Source organism: Pseudonocardia hierapolitana (assembly GCF_007994075.1).
Classification (GTDB): Bacteria; Actinomycetota; Actinomycetes; order Mycobacteriales; family Pseudonocardiaceae; genus Pseudonocardia; species Pseudonocardia hierapolitana.
Genome location: NZ_VIWU01000001.1, coordinates 5,637,286 through 5,655,730 on the forward strand (window position 1 = coordinate 5,637,286; position 18,445 = coordinate 5,655,730).

Here is an 18,445-nt window from a genome sequence, read left to right on the forward strand (position 1 = left end):
TCACCTCGCGGAGCCGGGTTTGGAGCCGGGTTTAGAGTCCGGTGGGTGGCCACCGCGGAGCTGGAACGGCTGCGCTCGCCGCGTGTCCTGGGCGCGCCGCACCCGCTGCTGGCGCCGCACCTCGCGCGGCGCCACGCGGGGTTCGTGGAGAGGACGCGCCCGCGCCATCTCGTGATCCCGGCGTCCGCCACGGTGTCGCTGGTCGTGAAGCTGCGCGACTCGGCGCACCACCCGCCCGCGTTCGTGGCGGGCCCGCACCACGCGCATTTCGTGCCGGACGGCGACTGCGCGCCCTCGTACCTGGAGGTGCGGCTGTCCCCGCTGAGCGGCTACACGCTGCTCGGCGTTCCGCTGAACGCGCTGCGCGGCCGGATCGTCGACCTGCGCGACCTGCTCGGTGCGGACGGTCGCCTGCTCGCCGAGCGGCTGCGCGATGCGCGGACGTGGCGCGAGCGGTTCACGCTCCTGGACCGGCTCCTGCTGGATCGCCTCGACGGCGGGCCTCGGCCGTCGCCCGAGGTCGTCCGGGTCCTGCAGCGCCTGGCCGCGACGGGTGGCGCCGCGCGGATAAGCAGGCTCGCCGGCGAGGTCGGGTGGAGCCACAAGCACCTGATCACGCGGTTCAACCAGCAGGTCGGCCTGTCGCCGAAGGCGGCGGCCCGGCTCGTCCGCTTCGACCGGGTCCTGCGCAGGCTCGAGCAGCCGGGTGCGCCGGGGTGGGAGCGGATCGCGGCCGACGCGGGCTACGCGGACCAGTCCCACCTGGTGCGGGAGTTCCGGAAATTCACCGGGGTCACGCCGACCGAGTTCACGACCGACGGGTGAACGGGCCCCGGCCCGAGGGGAAGGGGCCAGGGCCCGTTCGGGATTGCCGTCCCGCCTCCTGGGGCCGTCAGGAGGCGGAACGGCCGGCTCGGTCGGCGCCGCTGCCTTGGCCGCCCTTCTCGGAGTGGGCGTCGCCGCCCTTGGCGTCGTCGCCGTTCTTGCTGTCCTCGCCGTGGTCGCCGCCCTTGGCGTCGCCGTCGTCGCTGTCCGCCTCGTCGCCCTCCCGCGCCGAACGACCGGCTGGCGGGCCCGCGGGCTGGTCGGGGTTCCCGGGAGCGGCCGTGGGCGGGCCGCCCTTGCCCGCGGTGGGGCCGGCATCGTCACCGGGCGTGGCGCCGCGATCGTCGGCGCGGCCGGGGGCCGTCGCGGACTTGCCGGGTTGCTCGGTGCGCTCGCGGACCGCGCAGAAGCCGGGGACGTCCTCCGGCGAGCCCGCCGCCTCGACGAGCGAGCGGAACGCCGGGTTCTCCGCGGCCTTGCCGGGGTTGTCGGTGGCTCCGGCGGACCACGCCTTGCAGAGGCCGAGGATCGACGGTTCGGGGGAGGGTGCGTTGGCGGCGTCCGGCCCGGGAGCGGTGGACTTGCCGGAATCCGCGTCCGGATTCGCGCCGTCCTCGGCGCCGGACGATCCGGTGTCGGCGTTCGTCGTCGAGGACGCGGAGGTCTCGTCGGACGACGACGGTCCGCTGGACGCGTTGGAGGCGAGGGCGACGCCGCCGGTGGCGCCGGCCACCAGGACGACGGCGGCGAGGGCCTTCGCCGCGAGGATCTTCGAGAGTGCCGTACTGAGCATCGAGGGTCTCCGGGTGGGTGCGCTGGGGAGCGGGGTCTCGCGGGGAGCGCCGACGAAGGCGGCAACGGCCGCCGTCTCGCCGGCGAGCTCGCTCGCCGCGCCGGGGCCCGCGGCGGCGGCGAGGAGCTGTCGGAGACCGGCTGGGCCGGGGCCGCCGTCGAGCAGTTGCTCGGCGGCGGCCGCGGTCAGGCGGTCCGGGTTCGAGGTGCGCATCTCGGGCCGTCCAGCGCCGCACCCCCGCAAACCGTTACGCATCGTGCTCACCCATCCAGCGGTCGCTGTCGATCGCCTTGGCCAGCTTCTTGAGGCCGCGGTGGGCGGCAACCCGCACCGCGCCGGGGCGCTTGCCGAGCACCTTCGCCGCGGTAGGGGCGTCGAGCCCGACCACGGCGCGCAGGAGGACCGCCTCCGCCTCCGTCTGCGGCAGCGCGAGGATCTGGGCCATCGCCCACCGGGTCGACATCCCCTCCATCGCCGACCCGTGCGCGTCGGTGGTGTCCGGGTGCTCGGCGAGCGTGTCCATCTCGGTCGGGTCGGCCGGCCGCCGGCTCCGGGTGCGGGCCCAGTCCAGCGCGCGGTTGCGGCAGATCGTGCTGACCCACCCCCGGAACCCGTCGAGGTCGCCCTCGAAGCCCCGCAGGTCCCGGGCCACCTGCAACCAGGTCTCCGCCGTGACGTCCTCCGCCTCGGACCCGATCAGTGCCGTGGCGTACCGCAGCAGCCGCGGCTGCAGGTCGCGGTACAGGGCGACGAACCCCGCCTCGTCGCCGCGGGACGCCGCGCGCAGCGCTTCCTCCAGATCCGGTTCGGCTCGCGGTGGTATCACTTCGCCCGCGGCAGCGCGCACACGTCCTCCACGTCCTTTCCCGGGACGGAGGGCGGGAGCGCGGGGGAGCGCCGCCCAGGGCCGTCCGGACCGGCAGCGCCGCGCGCCGCCGGAGCGTTACACGGTCGGGCGGCGCGGATGGTTCAGCGCTTGCGCAGGGCGGTGCTGCAGGCGGTCAGTCGACCGGCCGGCGGCGGCCGTCGCTGCCCGTCGTGAGCGCAGGAGGCACGCTCGGTGGTTCGGGAGCAAGCCTGCCGGCCACGACGAGCCCGTAGAGGACGTGGTCGAGCGCCACCAGCACGCGCCAGAGCACCCGGCGCCTGCGGGCGTGCCGGACGCCGAGCGCAGGCGCGATCCCGAGCTCGAAGGCGAGCCAGATCGCGAGGCCGTAGACCGGCCCCGCGGCGGGGTGCCGGCGGACACCCGCGGGGAGCAGCCCGAACACCAGCCCGCCACCGGTGCCGTACGTCCAGTGCGCCACCTCGATGACGGCGTTCCGCGACCGCTCGGGCAGCCGGCGCACGATCCCGGGTGCCTTCTCCTCCACGATGGCTTCCGGCGGGCTCTGCTCCTGCCGCCCGACGGCCGCGGTGACCGTGCGGAGCCCGGTCATCGCCATCGCACCGATCAACCCCCGAGCGCCGGCTCGTGCCGTCGCCCACCGGTGCCTGCTGATCGTCGCCACCAGCGCCCCTTTCCGGGAGAGAGAGACGGGTCCCGGCAGCGGGATGCCCGTTCCCGGCCGGGGCAATCGTGCTCCCGCGGTTCCCCGGAGGACGCGGGGCGCGCTGATCGCGGCAGGAGGAACCGGGATGCACGCGCCCGCCGCCGCGCCGTCAGCCCTGCTCATGGTGCGGACGCCAGGGAGCGGTCCCCACTGGGAACATGCAGCCTGTACGTACAGGCTGCATGTATGTATCTTCAGAGCATGACGACGTTCGTTCTGGTGCACGGGGCGTGGTACGGCGGCTGGTGCTGGCGGGACGTCGCGCCGCCGCTGCGCGCGGCCGGCCACGAGGTGCTGACGCCCACGCTCACCGGGCTGGGGGAGCGGGCATCCGAGTTCCGCGAGGACATCGGCCTGCGGACGCACGTGGAGAACGTGGTCGACCTCTTGCGCCGCGCGGACCTGCGCGACGTCGTCCTGGTCGGCCACAGCTACGCGGGACTCGTGGTGCGCGAGGCCGCCGACCGCGAACCGGAGCGGATCGCCCGGCTCACGCTCGTCGACGCGTGGGCAGGGCGCGACGGGGAGTCGATCGACAGCCTCGCGCCGGAGTTCTTCCGCAACTGGGTCGAGTCGATCACGACGGACGGCGCGATCCCCGTCCCGCCCGCACCGTCGGTGGGAGTGACCGAGCCCGACCAGGTCGCGTGGCTCGAGTCGCGGTTGACCCCGCAGCCGCGGCGGACGTTCTCCGAGCCCACCCGCCTCACCGGAGCGGTCGAGGCCATCCCCTGCCGGGCGGTGCTCTGCACGCCGCCCGGTCCCATGCCGTTCGGTGAGTTGGCCCGCGGGTTCGGGTGGAAGACCGTGGAGCTGGAATCGGGCCACGACGCCATGACCGGCGCTCCGGCGCAGCTGGCGCGCATCCTCCTGGACGACGCGTGACCCGCAACCGCAAGGTCGAACAGGGCGAGCACACGCGCGACGCGCTCGTCGCGACCGCCGTCGCCCTCTTCGCCGAGAAGGGGTACGCCGGCACGTCCACCACGGAGATCGTGGACCGGGCCGGGCTCACCCGCGGCGCCCTCTACCACCACTTCGCCGACAAGGACCAGCTCTTCGAGGCCGCCCTCGACGCGGTGGAGGGCGACATCTTCGAGCGCGTGCAGGCCGCGGGCGCGCCGCTGGGCAACGACCTGCGGCGCCGGCTCGCGGTCGGGGTCGACGTGTTCCTCGACGCCTGCCTGGAGCCCGCCGTGCAGCGGATCCTCCTGCAGGAGGCGCCGGCCGTGCTCGGCTGGGAACGGTGGCAGCGGCTCGACCGCCCGCGCTGTGCACGCCGGCTGCTCGCGGCCAACCTGGCCGAGGCCGCTGAACGGGGGCTGATCGTCACGCCGTCCGCGGCGGCCCTCACACATCTCGTGTACGGCGCGCTGGTGCAGGCCGGCATCGTGATCGCCGGCGCCGAGGATCCCCGCGCGACGCGCGCGACCATGGGGGAGACGGTCCACCGCCTCCTCGACGCGATGTTCTGAGAGGGGGTGAAGATGCACGTCGTGCGCCAGCAGGAGTGGGGCGGCCCGGAGACGCTGCAGGTCGTCGAGGTGCCGGTGCCGCGGCCGGCGCCCACCGAGGTCCTCGTGCGGGTCGTCGCGGCCGGCGTGAACCCGGTGGACGTGTACACGCGCAGGGGCCTGGCCTACAACCGCGTGCTGAGCCTGCCGTTCGTCAACGGCTGGGACGTGGCCGGTGTCGTGGAGGACGTCGGCTACGGGGTCACGCGCTTCCGGCCCGGCGACCGGGTCTTCGGGATGCCGTGGTTCCCGCGGGAGGCGGGCGGCTACGCCGAGTACCTCGTCGCGCCGTCCCGGCACTTCGCGTCGATCCCGGACGGGATGGGCTTCGCCGAGGCCGCCGCGCTCCCGCTCGCCGGGTTGACGGCGTGGCAGATGCTGGTGGACGCCGCACAGGTCGCGCCGGGGCACCGGGTGCTCGTCTCCGCCGCCGCGGGCGGGGTGGGGCACCTCGCCGTGCAGGTCGCGAAGGCGCACGGCGCGCACGTCATCGGCACGGCGAGCGCGGCCAAGCACGGCTTCGTGCGCGGACTGGGGGCCGACGAGGTGGTCGACTACACGGCCGTCGACGTCGCGGACGCCGTTAGCGACGTGGACGTGGTGATCCAGATGTTCGGTGGCGACCACGCGCTCCGGGCCCTCGGGTGCCTGCGCCCGGGCGGGATCATGGTCAACGCGCAGGGGGCGTGGACGGAGGGCATGGCCGAACGGGCCGCGGAGCTCGGGGTGCGCGCCACCGCGTTCCTCGTGGAGCCGGACGCCGACGGGCTCGATGCGCTCGCCCGCCTCGTGGTGGAGGGCCGGCTCACCGTCCACGTCTCGGCGCGGTTCCCGCTGGCGGACGTCGCGGCGGCCCATGCGCTGGTGGCCGAGGGACGCACCACCGGGAAGGTCGTGCTCACCGTCAGCGACGCCTGAACTCGCACGCGGCGCGGTTTGATCCCCGTCACAGCTCTACCCTGGGCAGACGTGACTGCTGCGTGAACGGCGTGATCGACGCTTTCGTCGTGATCGGGGTCGTCGTCGCGGTCGGCTATCTGGTCGGGCGGGCCGGGGTGCTCGGGCCTGCTGCCACCCAGGTGCTCTCGCGGGCGGCGTTCTTCGTCGCGTCCCCTGCGCTGCTGTTCAGCACGCTCGCCCGTACGGACGTGGGCGCGGTGTTCTCCGACGGCCTCGTCGTCACGGCGGTGACGAGTGTGCTGGCGTGCCTGCTCTACGTCCCGGTCGGGCTGCTGCGCAGGCGGCCGGCGGGGGAGACCGCCGTGGGCGCGATGGCGAGCGGTTACGTCAACGCGGGGAACCTCGGGCTTCCGATCGCCACCTACGCGCTGGGGAACGTGACCGAGGCCGTCCCGGTGCTGGTGTTCCAGCTCGCGGTGCTCACCCCGGTCTTCACCACGGTGCTCGGCGTGCTGTCGGAGCGGGCGAGCGACGGCCGTCAGCCGCTGTGGCGGATGGTGACGGCGCCGCTGCGCAACCCGATCGCACTGGCCACGGGGGCGGGGATCGTGGTGTCGGCCACGGGGCTGGTCCCGCCCGAGCCGGTGATCGCGCCGATCGAGCTGATCTCCGACCTCGCGGTGCCGGGGATGCTCCTCGCGTTCGGGATCTCGCTCTGCGGGGCGAAGCGGCCCGGCGCGGGCGAGACAGCGCCGCTCCTGGCGACCGTGCTGCTGCTCAAGTGCGTCGTGCATCCGGTGCTTGCGCTGCTCGTCGGCCTGCTTCTCGGGCTGGAAGGGCACGGGCTGCTCGCGGTCGTGGTCTGCGCGGCCCTGCCGACGGCGCAGAACGTGTTCGGCTACGCGGTGCGGTTCGAGCAGGGCGTCGTGCTGGGCCGGGACGCGGCGCTGAGCACCACCGTGGTCAGCGTCCCGGTCCTCTTCGCCGTCGTCGCGGTGCTGGCATGACCGGCCTCACAGCGACTCGAGCCCCGCGTGCCCGTCGCCTGCGCGGATGAAGCGGGTCATGCCGATCTGCTGGGTGGTGGCCGTCGCGGCGGGGACGTCCTCCGGAAGCAGGAACGCCCGGCTCACCACCTCGTCCATGACGAGCACCGACTCCACCGCCTTGATCTCCGGCAGCACCGACAGCCCTTCGGTGACGAACTCGTGCACCTCGGCGACGTCGCGCCCGCGGACGAGCAGCATCGCGTCGTGCTGGCCCGTGGTGACGGCGCAGTACTCGACCTGCGGCATCTCCACGACCCGGCGCCGGAAGCTCTTCCACGCCTGCGGCCGGACCGTGACGAACACCAGCGCGCAGATCCCGAAGCCGACCTTGCGCGGATCGACCCGTGCGCTGAACCCGGTGATCACACCGCGGGCGACCATGTTCTCGACGCGGGTGTAGACCGTGGCCCGCGAGACCCCGACCTGCTCGGCCAGCGCGGACATCGAGACCCGGCCGTTGTCCCGCAGCCCCGCCAGGATGCGCTGGTCCGTCTCGTCCAGATCGACGATTCGTCCAGCCGGAGGCCCGCTCGGCTCCTGGGTTCTGGACACTCGGGGACCCCTTCATCCGTAGGATGCGGTTTCGTCTGAGCGCCAGCGTCGCTACTGGACGAACTGTAAAGCAATGTCGCATGATACCGCCGAATCGTCCAGTGGACGCGAGTTCGTGCGAACCCCCGAAGCGCGCCGACCGCGAGCTGGTACCGAGTCGGTTCTCTGCGTGGAGGTGCACATGTTCGGTGCGAGGCGGTCCGCCGCGCTCGCCGCCGCGGCGGCGGTCGTGCTCGCGGTGGCGGCATGCGGGTCCGGAGGGTCCGGCGGCGGGTCCGGGTCAGGTCCGACGCTCGTGATCGACTCGACGTTCGACCTCAAGACCGTCGACCCCGGCCGCGAGTACGAGCTCACCGGCCAGATGCTCACCCACGGCATGTACGAGACGCTGCTGACGTTCGCAGGCGACGACCTCACCACGCCCGCGCCGGGCCTCGCGTCCTCCTACGAGCTGTCGCCCGACGCGAAGACGCTCACCCTGACGCTCGCGCAGGGCCGGGTGTTCTCCGACGGCAGCCCCGTCACGGCGGACGACGTCGTGTTCTCGCTGCAGCGGGTGATCGGCATGAAGGGCAACCCGTCCTTCCTGCTCGACGGCGTGACGGTCGCGAAGAAGGACGACACGACGGTCGTGCTGACCAGCGCAGAGCCGAACGCGGCGCTGCCGTTCATCCTGCCCAACCCGGCGCTGTCGGTCGTCAACTCGAAGGTCGTGACCGCGAACGGTGGCACCACCGACGACACGGACGGCGCGGAGGCGTTCCTGAACTCGACGTCCGCGGGGTCCGGCCCGTACATGCTCAAGTCGCTCGACGTCGCCAGCCAGGCGGTGCTCACGAAGAACCCGGCGTACAACGGGTCCGCGAAGCCGGCGTACGAGAACATCGTGATCCGCAACGTGCAGGCCGCGACGCAGGCGCTGAACGTCCAGAAGGGCGACTCGCAGATCGCGCTCGACCTCTCGGGCGACCAGGTGAGCGGCCTCGACCAGGGCGAGCTGACCGTCACCAGCGGGCCGTCCGCCTACACGATCTTCCTGTTCCTCAACCAGGGCGCGGACATCTCCACCGCCACCAGCAACCCGCAGTACGTCTCGGCTGTGAAGAAGGCCATCGACTACCCGGGCCTGCTGCAGGTCGCAGGCACGGGTTCGGTGCAGCCGGCCAGCATGATCCCGACCATGATCGCGGGCTCGCTCCCGGCCGCCGAGGCGCCGAAGCAGGACCTGGCGGGGGCCGCCGCGGCACTGGCCGCGAGCGGCGTCAGCGGCCAGACCCCGAAGCTCGCCTACCCGAGCGACTTCACCCTCCTCGGGCTGAGCTTCCAGACCATCGCCGAGCGGCTGCAGTCGCAGCTGGCCGCGGCCGGGATCACGGTCGACCTGGCCCCGGCGCCGGTGGCCACCGAGCTGGACAACTACCGCAACGGCAAGGAGGAGATCGGGCTCTGGTACTGGGGACCCGACTTCCCGGACCCGTCCAACTACCTGGCGTTCGGCCCCGACGGGCTGATCGGCAAGCGCGCGAACTGGCCGGCGAGCGCGGCACCGGACATCGACGCGGCAGCCAAGGCCGCCGCGGCCGCCGTCGAGCCCGCGGAGCGCGCGAGCCGGTACCAGGATTTCCAGCGCAGCCTGAACGCCGGCGGGCCGTTCATCCCGCTCGTGCAGCCCGCCACCAACATCGTCACGGCGAAGTCGGTGACCGGGGCCGCCTACAACCCGATCTGGACGCTGGACCTGGGTTCCGTCGGTGTGGCCGGTGAGCAGTAGTCCGTTCGCCCGGTACCTGCTGCGCCGGCTCGGGGTGTCGGCCCTGCTGATCGTCGGCGTCACGCTCGTGACGTTCGTGCTGACGAACCTGGTGCCCGGCGACCCGGTCGCGGCCAACCTGGGTCAGCGCGCGGCGGAGAACCCGGCCACCGTGGCGGCGTACCGGGCGCACTACGGGCTCGACCGGCCCCTGCCCGTCCAGTACGCGACGTACCTGGGCAACCTGCTCCAGGGTGACCTCGGCGAGTCCCAGCAGACGCACCGGCCGGTGCTGACCGACCTGCAGTCGGCCGTGCCGGCCACGCTGGAGATCGCGATCGGCGCGATCGTGCTGTCGGTGCTGATCGGCGTCGGCTTCGGTGTCGTCGCGGCCGTCAGGCGCGGGCAGCTCGCCGACAGCGCGCTGCGGCTGGTGTCCCTGGTCGGGATCTCGGTGCCGACGTTCTGGCTGGCGCTGGTGGCGTTCTACGTCTTCTCCTTCCAGCTGGACCTGGCGCCCGGCTCGGGGCGCCTCGCCCCTGCGACTACCCCGCCTCCGCACGTCACCGGCCTCTACACCGCGGACGCGCTGCTGGCTGGGGAGTGGGAGACGTTCGGCGACGCGCTGGCCCACCTGATGCTGCCGACGTTGGTGCTGACGCTCTACACCGTCGGCCTGCTCACCCGGTTCACCCGCTCGGCCGTGCTCGAGGTGCTGGAGCAGGACTACGTCCGATCCGCCCGGGCCAAGGGCCTGCCGGGCCGGACCGTGCTCATCCGGTACGTGCTGCGTGCGGCGATGGTGCCGATCCTGACGGTGGTCGGCCTCGCGTTCGGCGCGTTGCTCTCGGGCACCGTGCTGGTGGAGGAGATCTTCGCCTGGCCCGGCGTCGGGTCCTACGCCTACCAGGCTGCCTCGCACCTCGACCTGCCGGCCGTGATGGGCGTCGGCCTGCTCGTGGGCATCATCTACCTGGTGATCAACCTGGTCGTCGACCTGCTCTACGGGGTCATCGACCCGCGGGTGCGGATCTCATGAGCACGGTCGTCGAAGGGCCGCTGCGCGCCCGGTTCCGCACGCGGATCCCGCAGGCCTGGCGAACGCCGCTCGGCATCACCGGCGCGGCGGTCGCGCTGGTGTGGATCCTGATCGCCGTGCTGGGCCCTGCGCTCTGGCCGCACGACCCGCTCGCGCAGGACTTCGCGCGGCTGGAGGCGCCGAGCGCGGCCCACTGGTTCGGCACCGACGAGCTCGGCCGGGACGTGTTCACCCGCGTGCTGGCCGGTGCCCGGGTCACGATGCCGCTCGCGATCCTGCTCGTCGGGCTGTCGGTGGTGATCGGCGGCGTCCTCGGGCTCGCCGCCGGGTTCTTCGGGCGCTGGGTCGACGAGACCGTGATGCGCCTGACCGACCTCGTGATGGCGTTCCCGACCGTCATCCTCGCGATGGTGGTCGCGGCGTCGCTGGGCGCCAGCCTGCTGAACGCGGTGCTGGCCGCGCTGGTCGTCTCGTGGCCCGCCTACGCGCGCGTCGCGCGCGGGCTGGTGGTCGGCATCCGGCAGGCCGACTACGTGCTCGCCGACCGGCTGCTCGGCTTCTCGCCGCTGCGGTCGCTCGGCACCGACATCGTCCCGATGGTCACCGGGCCGGTGCTGATCCTCGCCAGCCTCGACATCGGCACGGCCACGCTGCTGCTATCCGGCCTGTCGTTCCTCGGGCTGGGCGCGAAGCCGCCCACGGCGGAGTGGGGCTCGATGGTCGCCACCGCGATCCAGAACTTCGACTCGTGGTGGCTGGGCGTCTTCCCGGGCCTCGCGATCCTGACCGTGGTGATGGCGTTCAACTTCCTGGGCGACGCGCTGCGCGACGCCCTCGACCCGCGCACGGCGGGCGTCCTGGGCAAGGCGGAGACCCGATGACCGCCCTGGAGATCAGCGGGCTCACGCTGGGCATCGGCGACGCGGAGATCCTGCGCGGCGTCGACCTCGACCTGGAGAAGGGCCGGATCCAGGGCCTCGCGGGCGAGTCCGGCTCGGGCAAGACGATGACGGGGCTCGCCGTGATGGGCCTCCTGCCGGCCAGGGCGCGGGTCGGGGGAACGATCGCCTTCGGCGGCCGCGACCTGCTCGCGCTCACGCCGCGGGCGCACAACGACCTGCGCGGCACGGAGATCGCGATGGTCTTCCAGGACCCGTCGACGAGCCTGCACCCGATGCTGGCGGTCGGCGCGCAGCTCACCGACCACCTCCGCCACCACCTGCGGCTCGACAAGGCCGCAGCGCGCGCCCGCGCCGTCGAGCTGCTCGAACGCGTGCGGATCCCGGACCCGGCGAGCGCCCTGCGCCGCTTCCCGCACCAGTTCTCCGGCGGGCAGCGCCAGCGCATCGCGATCGCCATCGCGCTGGCCTGCTCCCCGTCCGTCCTGATCGCCGACGAGCCGACCACCGCCCTCGACGTCACGGTCCAGGCCGGCGTGCTGCACCTGCTGCGCGACCTGGCCCGCGAGATGGGCCTGGCCGTGCTGCTGGTGACCCACGACCTCGGGGTGATGAGCGCCGTCGCCGACCGGGTCGCGGTGATGCGCGACGGCGAGGTCGTGGAGAACGGGGAGTGCCACCAGGTGTTCACCGCACCCGCGCACCCCTACACCGCGTCGCTGCTCGCGAGCCTGCCCGGCGCGGCGGGCGGCGTCCGGTCCCTCGACGACGTGCGCGCCCTGGAGGAGCTGTGAGTCTGCTCGAGGTCGCCGGCCTGGAGGTCGTCTACCGCGGGCGTCCGCCCGTGCGGGCCGTCGACGGCATCGACCTCTCGGTCGGCGCGGGCGAGGTCCTGGGCCTGGTCGGCGAGTCCGGCTGCGGCAAGTCCACGGTGGCGCGCGCGGTCTGCGGGCTCGTCGCGCCTGCCGCGGGCACTGTGACCTTCGACGGCAGCCCGGTCGCGCCGCTCGGCCTGCGCCGCCGTCCCGCGGAGCTGACGCGGATCCAGATGGTGTTCCAGGACCCGTACGGCTCGCTGCACCCGCGTCGCCCGGTCGGGGCGCAGATCGGCGACGGCGTGCGGGCGGCCGTGCAGCGCGGCGCCGAGGCGTCCGAGCCGGGGTGGTGGCTGGAGCGCGTCGGGCTGGACCGCGCCGCCGCGCGCCGCTACCCGCACGAGTTCTCCGGCGGGCAGCGCCAGCGGATCGCGATCGCCAGGGCGCTGGCCGCCCGCCCCGACCTGCTGATCGGTGACGAACCGATCTCCGCGCTGGACGCCTCCACCCAGGCGATCGTCGCGGCGCTCATGCGGGACCTGGCCGTGGAGAGCGGCGCGGGCCTGCTGTTCATCTCGCACGACCTCACCGTGGTGCGGCTGATCGCCGACCGGCTGGCCGTGATGTACCGGGGCCGGATCGTCGAGTCCGGCCCGGCGCACACGATCTGGGAGGACCCGCAGCACCCCTACACCCGGGCCCTCCTCGCGGCCGTGCCGCTGCCCGACGGCTCAGGGACGATGCCGGAGCCGCCGGTGGACGGGGTGGAGTTCCCGCTGGAGCCGGTGCTGCGCTGAGCCCGTCACGCAAAGGTCCACTTGGTGGCGCCGCCCGGTTCGGCGCCGGCCACCCCGACGGCCGTGTGGATCGTGAAGCGGTAGAGGTGCCACGGCGGTGGCCCGGCGCTGGGCGCGCTGAACGGGGCGGTGAGGCCGCCCTCCCCGTCAGGCTCGGCGGGCCACCCTTCGGCGGCGTAGTGCGCGGCGAGCTGCTCGATGGCCTCCGGGTCGGTGACCCGTTGCGCCTCGCCTTCGAGGACCAGGTCCATGCCCGGGAGCCGGACGGAGATCGTGCAGGCCGCGTTGGCGGCCAGGTTGCGGGACTTGCGGGTGCCCGGCCCGCTGACGAAGTAGATCTCGCCGTCGTGCCACGCGGCTCCGATACCGGCGGAGTGGGGGCGGCCGTCAGGGCTCGCGGTGCCGAGGAAGACCGGGGTCTCCATCTTGGTCAGGCTCTCGGGCAGGAGGTCCCGCGGCCTGCTCCACGGCAGGGGCTCGGAGCCGTAGATGTCGAGATTGGTGACGGCGGTGGGCTCGTGTTCGCTCATGGGGAGGTGACTCGCGTCGCGCGCGGAACTCATCGCGGCGCCCGCGGTCGTTCGATCAGCTCTGCTCGATCGTGTAGAAGGTGACGCGGCCGCCGTCGTCGTCGCCCTGGGCGGACTCGGCCTGCTGGTAGTCGCCGACCTGGAAGCGCACCGGCTCGCCGCGGAACGCCTCGGGCACCTGGGAGGTGGCCTGCTGGGTGTTGCCGCCGTAGCTCGCGCTGAACGTCATCGAGCCGTCGCCGGTGTCGGTGATCGTGAAGTCGAAGCGCTCGTTCAGCGGCACCCCGGACAGCAGCGGGACGGTCTGCTTCTCGTCGCCCTTCTGCTTCTGCTTGACCTCCGCCTCGATGTTCCCGTCCTTGTAGTGGAGCATCACGTACGGCACCGACTTGATGTCGCCGGAGCCGTGGATCTGGCCGATGATGATCTCCTCGGAGTCGGCCGGTACCTGGGACACCGCGAGCGACGCGGAGAGGGTGTGCTCACCGTCGGTGCCGGCGGAGAAGTCGTTCAGGCTGATGAGCTCGGTGCGCGGGCTCTTGGAGTTCTTGGTGGTGGCACCGGCGGCCGGTGCCCAGAACGTGAGGCTGCCGTCGGGCCCCGCGGTCAGCCAGGGATCCGTGACGGCGGCCGGCTCGACCTCCTCGGCGTTGCCGCTCTCACCCTCCTCGGGGAGCGTGAGCTTCCAGCCCGACAGGTCGATCGCGCTCGGGGTGGTCGGTGGCTCAGGTCGGAGAACGGCCAGGAAGAGCCACAACAGCCCACCGCCGAGGATGATCACTCCCGCGACGACGGCCAGTACGCGGCGGTTCACCGTGCGGTGATCTGCTCGAATGGCCATGTGGGCGATGCTAGGTGGAGGAAACTTTGAGCGCGCTGAAGAACAAGGTCTGCCTGGTCACGGGGGCCGGCAGCGGAATCGGGACGGCCACGGCGGTCGCGCTGGCCGCCGAGGGCGCGGTGACGGTCCTCGTCGGGCGGCGCCGCGGGTTGCTCGAGGAGGTCGCGGCGACGATCGCCGAGGCGGGCGGCTCCGCGCACGTCGAGCCCGCCTCGGTCGACGACCCGGCGCAGGTGGCCGCGCTCGTCGCCGGGGTGCGCGAGCGCGTCGGCCCGGTGGACGTGCTCGTCAACGTGGCAGGGGTGTCGTCGAGGGCGCGCAACGCCCGCTGGCTGTCCGACGAGGACTGGGACCACGTGGTGCGGGTCAACCTGAGCGGCGTGTTCGCCCTGACCCGGGCGGTGCTGCCGGACATGCTCGACCGCGGCGCCGGCACCGTGATCACCGTGTCGTCGATCGCGGCCGTGCGGCCCGGCCTGCTCAGCGGCCCGGCCTACGGCGCCGCGAAGGCGGGCGTCGTGAACTTCATGCACTACCTGAACGCCACCTACCGGGGCGAGGGCATCCGGGCCACCGCGATCCTGCCGGGAGAGGTCGACACCCCGATCCTGGACAACCGTCCGAAGCCGCCGTCGGCGCAGGAGCGTGCCACGATGCTCCTCCCCGAGGACGTCGCCGCCACGGTGCTGCTCGCCGCGTCGCTGCCGCAGCGCGCGGTCGTCGAGGAGCTGCTGATCAACCCCACGCACCAGCGCGACCTCTCCGGCGACCTCGAGGCCGCGCGGTGGGCGGGCGCGCCGGAGGAGCAGTAGTCGCCGTTCGCCCGGGTGGGCGTACGGCTCCGGCTGCCGTTGGGCACCGTTTGCTCTAACCTTGTCGCCCCGGGTCTTCCGAGGGGGGCCAGCCATGCGACACGTCGTCACGATCTCCGCGAGCTACGGTGCCGGGGGTGCGCTCGTCGGCCCGGCGGTCGCCGAGAGGCTCGGCGTGCCCTTCCTGGACCGGGCGATACCGGTGGCCGTGGCGAACGATCTGCGCATCCCGCTCGAGGACGCCCTGAGCCGTGACGAGCAGGTGCAGGGGTGGCTGACGCGGGTGCTGTCCGCCGCGGCGCCCGCCTCGGCGGACTGGATGATCGGTGTGACGCCCCCGCCCGGCGCGCTGCTGCCCGACTCGCACGTCAACGCCTGCACCGAGCGGGTCATCCGGGCGGGCATCCGCGAGCACGGCGGGGTGATCCTCGGTCGCGCCGCCGCGATCGTGCTGCGCGATCACGCGACCGCGCTGCACGTGCGGCTGGACGGCGACCCGGAACGCAGGGTCCGGCAGGCGATGACCATGCTCGGGGTGAGCGAGCGGGACGCGCGGGACGCGATGGCCGGCAACGACAACGCCCGCACCGCTTACGTGAAGCACTTCTACCGCACCGATCCCGCCGCCCCCGAGCACTACCACCTGGTGCTGGACAGCACCCGGATCCCGCTCGAGGACTGCACGGAGCTCATCGTCAAGGCAGCGGTCGCCCGCACCCGGGTCCGCGCCGAGCCCGCGTAGCCCCGGCCTCAGGTCACCGGCCGGCCCGGGTGCAGTCCGAGCCGGCCTGGGCTCGGGTCGCCCTGGACCTCACCGAAGTACAGCGCGAAGGTCTGCCTCCAGCGTTCTACCTCGGCGCGGTCGGACATGAACTGCTCGAACTCGTCGACGTGGGCCTTCGGGTACTCCCAGATCGGTTCGAGCCCGCCGGCGGGGGCGACGTCGGTGCGCACCGGCCAGCCGCTGGACGAGGCCCGTTGCACGTCGGTGGAGACCTGCCAGTTCAGGTAGAGCTTCGCGGCGGCGGGGTGCGCGGCTCCGGCGAGGATCGCCGCCCGCTGGCCCCATGCCAGGAACGGGGTGTCGTCGGTGGCGACCCAGCGGGTGGTGGAGCCCGGTGCCGGGTTCGGCGATCCCGGACCGCCGATGCCGATGGCCTTGTGCCTCGCGCCGACCGCGGCGACGGGGGTGTTGGTGCCGCGGGCGAACTGGACGCCCTGCGCGGCGAGCTTCGCCACGAAGTCCCAGCCGTACTCGTGCACGTACTGCCGGTACAGGAACAGGACGGCGTCGTCGTCGTGCGGGTACGCGGACGCGATCTTCCCCTTCCATCGTGGATCGACCAGGTCGGGCGGGGTGCGGGGAGCGGCGGTGCCGACGCTCGTGCTGTCGTACAGGAAGCTGTGGGCGATCACCGCGATCGCGACCCACGTCCCGTCCGGGTCCTTGAAGCGTTCGTGCACCCCGGAGAATCCGGCCGGCTTGTACGGCAGCAGCAGGCCTTCCTCCTTCCAGCTGGGGAAGACCTGCAGCGACTGCAGCTGCACCACGTCCGGGACCAGCGTGCCGGTCCCGATCTGGTTGTCGACGCGGACGTCGTGGAACTTGCTGTAGTCGACCACCATCGTCAGCGTCATGCCGGGGAAGCGGGACAGGAACGCCTGCCTGGTGCCGTCCTGCTGGGTGGCCGTGTCCCCGCCGGCGTAGACGACGAGCTCGCCGCCCTCCGCCATGGCGTCGGCGTGCAGCTGGTCCAGCGTCTTCGTCTCCTCCATGACGTCCGGGGCGGCCTGGAAGGCGGACGCGCCGGTGATGGGCCGACCGCACGCGGCGAGCGCGGCCGCGCCGACGGCCGCGGCGCTCGCGCCGAGCACCCGCCGCCTGCTGAACCTGGTCATCGCCGATCCCTCCGCCGCCGACCGTGTCCGCGGGCGGACGCTACGTCGGCCACGGGCAGGCACGCCGGACCGGGCACCCGGTCGGGTCGGGGATTCAGCCGATCGGGCACACCGTCGCGGCCGGGCGCTCAGGCGACGCGGTGTCCGCCCGCCCCGCTCTCGCCGCGCACCAGCTCGGTGAGGTGGCGTCGCATCCGGCCCGCGTCGGCATCGAGGCCGGTGAACAGCCGGAACGCCTCGGCGGCCTGGTGCACCGCCATGCGGCCGCCGTCCAGCGTCGCGCAGCCGACGGCACGTGCGGCGCGGAGCAGCTCGGTGTCGAGCGGCCGGTAGACGATCTCGGCGACCCACAGCCCGGAACGCAACGACGTGGGCGGCACCGGGAGCCCCGGATGTTCGGACATGCCCATCGGCGTCGCGTGCACCACCCCGTCGGCCGCCTGCACCCGGTCCGCGAGCTCGCTGATGCCGTGGCCCGTGGCCCGCCCCACCCCGAACCGGTCGGCCAGTGCGGCGGCGAGGCCGACGGCCCGCGAGGCGTCCACGTCGAGGACGTCGACCGTGCCTGCGCCGATCGACAGCAGGGCGTGGCTCGCGGCCGCACCGGCGCCGCCCGCGCCGATCAGCACGACGCGGCCGAGCCGCGCGTCCGGCAGCCCGTCGAGGAGCCCGTCGCGGAACCCCGTCCAGTCCGTGTTGTGGCCGATCGCGCGGTCGCCGTCGAAGACGACGGTGTTGACCGCTCCGATCGCCTCCGCGGCGGGATCGAGCGCGTCGAGGTGCGGGATGACCAGCTGCTTGCACGGGTGGGTCACGTTCAGTCCGCGGAAGCCGGCGGCCCGCGCCTGTCGCAGCAGATCGCCGATCGCCTCCGGCGGGAGCCGCAGGGCGTCGAGATCCAGCCGTACGTAGTGGTAGGGCAGGCCGAGCTCGCGCGCCTCACGCATGTGCAGTGCCGGCGACAGGGACGGCCCGATCCCGGACCCGACCAGCCCCACGAGGAGGCCGTCGTCGGGGCGTCGGAGGTCGGCGATGGCGGCGTCGATGCTCACGAGACTCCCAAAGGACGTACCAGATGGTTAGTTGTACCCCGGATCGGTGGCCGCGAGAAGGAGTTCGGGCGAGCCGACGGGCGTCTGGCCTAGTGTCGGACCGGGAAGCCGGAGGAGGCGGGCGTGGCAACGCAGGTGGACGGCATGCGGGAGCGGCAACGGGACGCCGACCGCACCCGTGCCGAGATCCTCGACGTCGCCACCGAGGAGTTCGCCACGCGCGGCTTCGCCGGGGCGAGGGTCGACGAGATCGCCGCCAAGACCCGCACGACCAAGCGGATGATCTACTACTACTTCGGCAGCAAGCAGGGCGTGTACGTCGCCGTGCTGGAGCGCGCCTACGCGCAGATCCGGGCGCTGGAGCAGCGGCTCGACGTCGAGCACCTCGACCCGGCCCGCGCCATGCGGGCGCTCGCGGAGCTGACCCTCGACCACCACGCGTCGCACCCGGACTTCATCCGCCTGGTGAGCATCGAGAACATCCACCACGCCGAGCACCTGCGGACGTCGCCGGTGCTGTCCAGCCTCGCGGCCCCCGCGGTCGGCGTGCTCGGTCGGATCCTCGAACGCGGCCGGGCGGCGGGGCTCTTCCGCGACGACGTCGACGCGCTCGACGTCCACATGATCATCAGCTCGTTCTGCGTCTTCCGCATCGCCAACCGGCACACGTTCCAGGCGATCTTCGGCCGCGACATGCTCGATCCCCAGTTCAGCGACCACCACCGGCGCATGATCGGCGACCTCGTGCTCGAATACCTGACCGCTCACGTCGGGCGCGCCTGACCGATCCCCTTGACACGGTCCGGGGCCTAACTCACCATTTGG

21 protein-coding genes are annotated in these 18,445 nt (G+C 73.2%); 13 read left to right on the forward strand and 8 right to left on the reverse strand.

All coding sequences use genetic code 11. The features are described 5' to 3' along the window. The first annotated feature begins 45 nt into the window (after positions 1-45). Positions 46-825: a helix-turn-helix domain-containing protein gene (locus tag FHX44_RS26795; protein WP_147258337.1), complete on the forward strand. Its 780-nt coding sequence runs from the start codon at positions 46-48 to the stop codon at positions 823-825. 67 nt (positions 826-892) lie between these two features. On the opposite strand, the gene FHX44_RS42330 is transcribed toward FHX44_RS26795, so the two are convergent. The 3 genes from FHX44_RS42330 to FHX44_RS26810 all read right to left on the reverse strand — a co-directional run bounded on the left by FHX44_RS42330 (position 893) and on the right by FHX44_RS26810 (position 3,057). Beyond that, a complete protein-coding gene (locus FHX44_RS42330) occupies positions 893-1,831 on the reverse strand; it encodes a hypothetical protein (RefSeq protein WP_170309057.1) in 939 nt (312 codons plus the stop codon). 34 nt (positions 1,832-1,865) lie between these two features. Next, the gene (locus FHX44_RS26805; RefSeq protein ID WP_147258338.1) at positions 1,866-2,465 is read right to left on the reverse strand and encodes an RNA polymerase sigma factor; all 600 of its coding nucleotides are present in this window, start codon (positions 2,463-2,465) and stop codon (positions 1,866-1,868) included. Between the two features lie 154 nt (positions 2,466-2,619). Then, the gene (locus tag FHX44_RS26810) at positions 2,620-3,057 is read right to left on the reverse strand and encodes a hypothetical protein (protein ID WP_212612651.1); all 438 of its coding nucleotides are present in this window, start codon (positions 3,055-3,057) and stop codon (positions 2,620-2,622) included. A gap of 315 nt (positions 3,058-3,372) precedes the next feature. Between FHX44_RS26810 and FHX44_RS26815 the strand changes: the two genes are divergently transcribed. The 4 genes from FHX44_RS26815 (at position 3,373) to FHX44_RS26830 (ending at position 6,592) form a co-directional block, all read left to right on the forward strand. Then, positions 3,373-4,056: an alpha/beta fold hydrolase gene (locus FHX44_RS26815; RefSeq protein WP_147258339.1), complete on the forward strand. Its 684-nt coding sequence runs from the start codon at positions 3,373-3,375 to the stop codon at positions 4,054-4,056. Next, entirely contained in the window at positions 4,053-4,646 is a 594-nt protein-coding gene (locus FHX44_RS43905; protein WP_212612652.1) for a TetR/AcrR family transcriptional regulator, read from the forward strand. The genes FHX44_RS26815 and FHX44_RS43905 overlap by 4 nt, the downstream gene beginning before the upstream one ends. A 12-nt stretch (positions 4,647-4,658) precedes the next feature. Beyond that, positions 4,659-5,603 carry an NADP-dependent oxidoreductase gene (locus tag FHX44_RS26825; RefSeq protein ID WP_147258340.1) on the forward strand — a complete coding sequence of 315 codons (945 nt, stop codon included), beginning with the start codon at positions 4,659-4,661 and terminating at the stop codon, positions 5,601-5,603. 62 nt (positions 5,604-5,665) lie between these two features. Next, the gene (locus tag FHX44_RS26830) at positions 5,666-6,592 is read left to right on the forward strand and encodes an AEC family transporter (RefSeq protein WP_147258341.1); all 927 of its coding nucleotides are present in this window, start codon (positions 5,666-5,668) and stop codon (positions 6,590-6,592) included. 6 nt (positions 6,593-6,598) lie between these two features. On the opposite strand, the gene FHX44_RS26835 is transcribed toward FHX44_RS26830, so the two are convergent. Beyond that, positions 6,599-7,186, reverse strand: a complete 588-nt coding sequence (locus FHX44_RS26835) for an Lrp/AsnC family transcriptional regulator (protein ID WP_212612653.1) — start codon at positions 7,184-7,186, stop codon at positions 6,599-6,601. 181 nt (positions 7,187-7,367) lie between these two features. On the opposite strand from FHX44_RS26835, the gene FHX44_RS26840 reads away from it, so the two are divergent. From FHX44_RS26840 to FHX44_RS43435, 5 genes are read left to right on the forward strand one after another with little or no spacing between them, the layout of a single operon-like run. Beyond that, positions 7,368-8,957, forward strand: coding sequence for an ABC transporter substrate-binding protein (locus FHX44_RS26840; protein ID WP_147258342.1), 1,590 nt, complete (start codon positions 7,368-7,370; stop codon positions 8,955-8,957). Next, positions 8,947-9,975 (forward strand): ABC transporter permease, encoded by a 1,029-nt coding sequence (locus FHX44_RS26845; RefSeq protein WP_212612654.1) that lies wholly within the window; start codon positions 8,947-8,949, stop codon positions 9,973-9,975. The genes FHX44_RS26840 and FHX44_RS26845 overlap by 11 nt, the downstream gene beginning before the upstream one ends. Beyond that, on the forward strand, positions 9,972-10,856 hold the full coding sequence (locus tag FHX44_RS26850; RefSeq protein WP_147258344.1) for an ABC transporter permease: 885 nt from the start codon (positions 9,972-9,974) through the stop codon (positions 10,854-10,856). The genes FHX44_RS26845 and FHX44_RS26850 overlap by 4 nt, the downstream gene beginning before the upstream one ends. Further along, positions 10,853-11,668: an ABC transporter ATP-binding protein gene (locus FHX44_RS43430; RefSeq protein ID WP_147258345.1), complete on the forward strand. Its 816-nt coding sequence runs from the start codon at positions 10,853-10,855 to the stop codon at positions 11,666-11,668. Before FHX44_RS26850 ends, FHX44_RS43430 begins: the two co-directional genes overlap by 4 nt. After that, complete coding sequence (locus FHX44_RS43435; RefSeq protein ID WP_147258346.1) at positions 11,665-12,486, forward strand: ATP-binding cassette domain-containing protein; 822 nt, start codon at positions 11,665-11,667, stop codon at positions 12,484-12,486. Before FHX44_RS43430 ends, FHX44_RS43435 begins: the two co-directional genes overlap by 4 nt. Before the next feature lie 5 nt (positions 12,487-12,491). Here FHX44_RS43435 and FHX44_RS26865 read toward each other — a convergent pair whose 3' ends face one another. Both FHX44_RS26865 and FHX44_RS26870 read right to left on the reverse strand, forming a co-directional pair. Beyond that, the gene (locus FHX44_RS26865; protein WP_147258347.1) at positions 12,492-13,016 is read right to left on the reverse strand and encodes a pyridoxamine 5'-phosphate oxidase family protein; all 525 of its coding nucleotides are present in this window, start codon (positions 13,014-13,016) and stop codon (positions 12,492-12,494) included. A gap of 55 nt (positions 13,017-13,071) precedes the next feature. Beyond that, the gene (locus tag FHX44_RS26870; protein WP_147258348.1) at positions 13,072-13,857 is read right to left on the reverse strand and encodes a polysaccharide lyase family 7 protein; all 786 of its coding nucleotides are present in this window, start codon (positions 13,855-13,857) and stop codon (positions 13,072-13,074) included. Positions 13,858-13,883: 26 nt separating this feature from the next. On the opposite strand from FHX44_RS26870, the gene FHX44_RS26875 reads away from it, so the two are divergent. Both FHX44_RS26875 and FHX44_RS26880 read left to right on the forward strand, forming a co-directional pair. Continuing rightward, positions 13,884-14,669 (forward strand): SDR family oxidoreductase, encoded by a 786-nt coding sequence (locus FHX44_RS26875; protein ID WP_147258349.1) that lies wholly within the window; start codon positions 13,884-13,886, stop codon positions 14,667-14,669. A 94-nt stretch (positions 14,670-14,763) separates the two neighbouring features. Next, positions 14,764-15,411, forward strand: a complete 648-nt coding sequence (locus tag FHX44_RS26880; RefSeq protein WP_147258350.1) for a cytidylate kinase-like family protein — start codon at positions 14,764-14,766, stop codon at positions 15,409-15,411. An 8-nt stretch (positions 15,412-15,419) separates the two neighbouring features. Here the strand turns inward: FHX44_RS26880 and FHX44_RS26885 are convergent, their stop codons facing one another. Both FHX44_RS26885 and FHX44_RS26890 read right to left on the reverse strand, forming a co-directional pair. Continuing rightward, the gene (locus tag FHX44_RS26885) at positions 15,420-16,568 is read right to left on the reverse strand and encodes an ABC transporter substrate-binding protein (RefSeq protein ID WP_147258351.1); all 1,149 of its coding nucleotides are present in this window, start codon (positions 16,566-16,568) and stop codon (positions 15,420-15,422) included. 128 nt (positions 16,569-16,696) lie between these two features. After that, positions 16,697-17,620 carry a shikimate dehydrogenase gene (locus FHX44_RS26890; RefSeq protein ID WP_246170601.1) on the reverse strand — a complete coding sequence of 308 codons (924 nt, stop codon included), beginning with the start codon at positions 17,618-17,620 and terminating at the stop codon, positions 16,697-16,699. Between the two features lie 144 nt (positions 17,621-17,764). On the opposite strand from FHX44_RS26890, the gene FHX44_RS26895 reads away from it, so the two are divergent. Continuing rightward, positions 17,765-18,403, forward strand: coding sequence for a TetR/AcrR family transcriptional regulator (locus FHX44_RS26895; protein WP_147261488.1), 639 nt, complete (start codon positions 17,765-17,767; stop codon positions 18,401-18,403). Positions 18,404-18,445 lie beyond the last annotated feature (42 nt).